Annotated in this window: 2 protein-coding genes; one reads left to right on the top strand and one right to left on the bottom strand. The window is 66.7% G+C overall.

Annotation, left to right across the window (positions count from 1 at the left end; genetic code table 11):
- Positions 1 to 10 precede the first annotated feature (10 nt).
- Entirely contained in the window at positions 11 to 2,629 is a 2,619-nt protein-coding gene (locus AZG88_RS31225; protein ID WP_061700071.1) for a helix-turn-helix transcriptional regulator, read from the top strand.
- Positions 2,630 to 2,712: 83 nt separating this feature from the next.
- Here AZG88_RS31225 and AZG88_RS31220 read toward each other — a convergent pair.
- The coding region (locus AZG88_RS31220) for an HNH endonuclease signature motif containing protein (RefSeq protein WP_061700070.1) at positions 2,713 to 3,606 on the bottom strand (894 nt) is incomplete at its 5' end.

Genomic DNA, 3,606 nt, shown 5'->3' with positions numbered 1-3,606 from the left:
GAATCGGACCATGGGTCCGACGTGGCCTCTGATTCAGCGGCAAGTCGAGTTCGACGCGATCACCGCGTCGCTCACGACTCGGTCCGGGGGATGCGGTGTCGTCCTCACGGGCGATCCCGGCGTCGGCAAGACCACCCTCGCGCGGTTCGCCACCGAGTCGTTGCCACGTGAGGTGAAATGGGTGGCGGGCACCGAATCGGCGCGGAGCATCCCGCTGGGTGTGTTCGCGCATCTGGTCGGGGCATCCACCTCCCGGGATCCGGTCGCCTTTCTGTCGGCGGCGCGGCAGGCGCTCCTCGATGACGGTCGCAGTCGTGACGTGGTGGTCGGCGTGGACGACGCACACCTACTCGATCAGCTCTCGGCGACGTTCCTCCATCAACTTGCGCTCGACAGGGCGGTCCACATCGTCGCGACCGTTCGCAACGGTGAGACCGTGCCCGACGCGATCACGTCGTTGTGGAAGGACGGTCACCTTCTGCGGCTCGAACTGGCGCCGTTCAGCCGGGATCAGAGCATCGAGTTGATCGAGTCCGTGCTGGACGGCCCACTCGAGGGGCTGAGTGCGGACATGATCTGGGAGGCGTCCGGCGGGAACGCGTTGTTCGTCCGACATCTGGTGGAGGGCGCTCTCGAAGCGGGGACGCTGCGCCGATCCGGCGGGGTCTGGCAGTTGCGGGGACGTGCCGCCATCACGTCCGAGCTCGCTTCCCTGCTGGAGCACCGGATCGATCAGATTCCCCACGACGTGTTGCGGGCGTTGCAGCTTCTCACTTTCTGCGAGCCGCTCGATCTGGATATCCTCGGTCAGCTGGCGGGTGACGATGCGGTGGAGGAGGCCGAGCGCCGCGGCCTCGTCAGAATCGTCGAGGACGGACATAGGCTCGACGTCCGCTACACGCATCCACTGTTCGGTGAGGTGATTCGACGACGGGTGGGGCGCGCGGCAGGCCGGAGGCTCCGGGGACAGCTCGTCGAGGCTCTGAGCAGTCGCGCTGTGGTCGGGTCCTCCAATCGAATTCGCCTGGCAGAGTTGGCGCTCGACAGCGATCGGTCGGTCGAACCGGATCTGTTGGTCAACGCCGCCGAGGACGCAATCGGTTTGGCGAATGTTCCTCTGGGGGAACGGCTCGCGCGCGCGGCATTCGACCAGACCGGCAGCTTCGAAGCAGCCGACCTTCTTGCCCGGGCTCTGCTGTGGCAGGGGCACGCCACGGAGGCCGAATCGTTGCTGCTGTCCTTTTCGCCCGACGGTCTTGACCAGGTGCAGCTGGTGCGCTGGGGTACGTCGCGGATCGCAAACCTGTTCTGGGCAAGCGGCGAGTCGGAGAAGGCCGACGAGGTCCTCGCGGTTCTCCGCGAGAAGGTCACGCATCCCAGTCTCGTGCCGATCATCGAGGGCATCGGCTCGGTGTGCGCTGTGTTCGAGAATCGGCCCGAGGAGGCCGCAGCGGCAGCGAAGGCGATTCTGGCCGCCGACCGAGTTCTGCCATGGGCGATCGAGTGGGCGTACTTCGGTGGCGGGTTGTCCCTGGCACTGATGGGACGCGGTGGCCAAGTGCCGGAACTGGCAGCGCGCAGCGCTGCGGTGGCCGATCAGATAGACGGGTTGCTGAGGTTCCCTGCCGCGCACGGTGAGATCCTCGCGCTGACCCTGACCGGACAGTTCGGCGCGGCGCAGCACCGGGCCGAGGAATACCTCTCGTTGGCATCCAGCGGCCGATACGTAGCGTGGGGGCTTGCGAACATCCTGGTTGGGACGGTGGAACTTGCCCGCGGCCGGTTCACCGACGCCGCGGGTCGCCTCGAGCAGGCGATCGCGGCCCTCAACGTCGGCGATACTGCCGATGCGATCTCGTGGAGTTTCCCCGCCTACATCGCGCTCGGTCAGGCGTATGCGGAACTCGGTCGCATTCACGAGGCGGACGGGATCATCACAGCAGCGCAGGCCCGGAACGGCCGGCACGTGGCCGTGTTCGGGCCCCAACTCATGATGTCGCAGGCGTGGCTCGCCGCAGCGCGAGGTGAAACGTCGCGGGCCGTCGATCTATCGCGGTCGTCGGCAGAGTCCGCTTGTAAATCAGGACAATTCGGCATCGAGGCGGCCGCGCTTCACCTTGCCACCCGGTTCGGTGACACGACTACCGCCACGCGTCTCGCCGAGTTGGCGGACATCTGCGACGGCCAACTCGTCGACATCGTTGCCCGGCATGCGGCGGCAGTCGCGGCAGGAAACGGATGCGGTGTGGCATCGGCAGCAGCCGAATTCGAAAAGATCGGGGCCCTGCCGGATGCCGCCGATGCCTACGCTCGGGCGGCGATCGCGTTCACGCATGCCACCGATAAGCGGCGTTCGATCGAGTGCGCTGCGGCGGCCGAAGCCCTGTCGGCCCGATGCGATCACATGTCGTCCCCCGCGCTGGTGGAGGCGGCCCATCCGCTCCCCTTGACGAGTCGTGAGCGTGAGGTGGGGTCGATGGTTGCGGCGGGTTTGTCGAACCGCCAGATCGCCGATCGGTTGTTCGTCTCGGTGCGGACGGTGGAGGGTCATATCTACCGTGCGTGTATAAGACTCGACGTCGCCGATCGCAACGGTCTTGCGCAGGCGATGGGCACGACGGTTCGGTGACACCGACCGGACTCCGGGCACGACGGCATGCCGGCTCGGCAGTGTCCTGTTGCCGAGTCGGCGTGATGCGCTGTGTCGCGTGGTCAGGATGCTCGGGCCCGGTTGTGCGCCGGTATCGGCTTTCGTTCCCAGTCGACCTGCTGGGGTGGGATGAACGTGGGGTGCCGGTCGCCTCCCATCTCCATCTCCCAGTCGCTGTGGTGCAGCAGCCGGTGGTGGAATCCGCAGAGCAGCACCAGGTTGCCCATGTCGGACGGCCCGCCTGCGGACCAGTGGACGATGTGGTGACCTTCACACCAGGACGGCGGCGCACCACACCCGGGGAACGCGCATCCCCGATCCCTCGCCACCAACGCTTTTCGCTGTCTCTTGGTGACTGTCCGGGTGGAGATGCCGAGGTCGAGCGGCGCTCCGTTGTCGTCGAGCACGATCGGCGTATAGATCGAATCGCAGCTGAGAAGCCGGGCTGCCCTGAGACTCAGCGGCCCCATCCACTCGGTCCACGCCACCCCATCGATGGCAAAGAGTGAGTCGTCCGGCGAGGCGGCGGCATCCTGCTGTGCTCGTGCACTGCAGTCGGTGTGGTCGGCGAGATCCTTGGCGTTGACGTGGAGGGAGACGTGTGGACGTTCTCCACCTTCTTCGCCGGCGATCCCGGAGTCGAGATAGCGACGCAGGAGTTCGGTGAACCCGCCTGCCCGTCGCTGTCCGGGGGTGCGGCTGTCTTTGGTTCCGTCCTGCGCCGGTCGCGGCTTGGACAGTCCGGAGAGCGCCGAGAGCAGCATTTCGCCGGTGACGGCATCCAGGTCGCCTTTGACGGCGACGCGCCCGTTGAGTGTCTTGGAGGCGTGGAACTCGTTGAGGTCGGTGTCTTCACTGGGCGGCGGGTCGTCGGACTCGAAGGCGCGTTCCAGCCTGGCGATCACGGCGCGCACTGCGTCCGTGTTCGCGGTGGGACCGGTTGCCGCGAACAGCAA

It is taken from the genome of Rhodococcus sp. LB1, assembly GCF_001583455.1.
In the GTDB taxonomy this organism is placed as follows: domain Bacteria; phylum Actinomycetota; class Actinomycetes; order Mycobacteriales; family Mycobacteriaceae; genus Rhodococcus_F; species Rhodococcus_F opacus.
This window is presented reverse-complemented; position numbering and strand designations above follow the sequence as displayed.